Source organism: Bartonella florencae (genome assembly GCF_000312525.1).
GTDB lineage: Bacteria > Pseudomonadota > Alphaproteobacteria > Rhizobiales > Rhizobiaceae > Bartonella > Bartonella florencae.
Map to the genome: position 1 here is coordinate 1 of NZ_HE997473.1, position 1,166 is coordinate 1,166.

Annotated in this window: 1 protein-coding gene; it reads right to left on the reverse strand. The window is 45.0% G+C overall.

All coding sequences use genetic code 11. The features are described 5' to 3' along the window. Positions 1-2: 2 nt before the first annotated feature. A partial coding sequence (gene tuf, locus BN202_RS08825) for an elongation factor Tu (protein ID WP_019220285.1) occupies positions 3-1,166 on the reverse strand: 1,164 nt, incomplete at its 5' end.

Here is a 1,166-nt window from a genome sequence, read left to right on the forward strand (position 1 = left end):
ATTTACTCAATGATCTTAGAAACGATACCTGCACCAACAGTACGACCACCTTCACGAATAGCAAAGCGAAGTTTCTCTTCCATAGCAATTGGAACGATCAGAGAGACATCCATCGCAACATTATCACCAGGCATAACCATCTCTGTTCCTTCCGGCAACGTAACAATCCCTGTCACATCGGTGGTGCGGAAATAAAATTGCGGACGATAATTCGTGAAAAATGGCGTATGACGGCCACCTTCATCTTTGGTCAAAATGTAAGCCTCTGCCTTAAAGCGTGTATGTGGCGTAACAGAACCAGGCTTCGCCAAAACTTGCCCACGCTCAATTCCTTCACGATCAATACCACGAAGCAATGCACCAATGTTATCACCCGCTTGACCTTGATCCAATAACTTGCGGAACATTTCAACACCAGTAACCGTTGTCTTAGAGGTGGGGCGAATACCAATAATCTCGATTTCTTCACCAACCTTAATAACACCACGCTCAACACGACCAGTAACAACTGTACCACGACCTGATATTGAGAACACATCCTCTATCGGCATCAAAAATGGCTGATCAACAGGACGCTCTGGCGTGGGGATATAATTATCAACTTCACTCATCAAAAGACGAACCGCATCTTCACCAATGCTTTTATCTTTATCTTCAAGAGCTGCCAACGCAGAACCCTTTACGATCGGTATATCATCTCCTGGGAAATCATATTTTGATAACAGCTCACGTACTTCAAGCTCAACAAGTTCCAAAAGCTCTGCGTCATCAACCTGATCAACCTTATTGAGGAAAACAACAATCGCTGGAACTCCAACTTGGCGCGCCAACAAAATATGCTCACGTGTCTGTGGCATAGGGCCATCAGCGGCAGAAACAACCAAAATCGCCCCATCCATCTGCGCCGCTCCCGTGATCATATTTTTCACATAATCCGCGTGCCCAGGGCAATCAACATGCGCATAATGCCGCTTTTCTGTTTCATATTCAACATGCGCTGTAGAAATAGTAATCCCACGTGCACGCTCTTCAGGCGCCGCATCAATTTGATCATAGGCTTTAAATTCACCAAAATATTTCGTAATCGCTGCTGTCAAAGAGGTCTTCCCATGATCAACGTGACCAATCGTGCCTATATTAACATGCGGTTTCGTGCGTTCAAATTT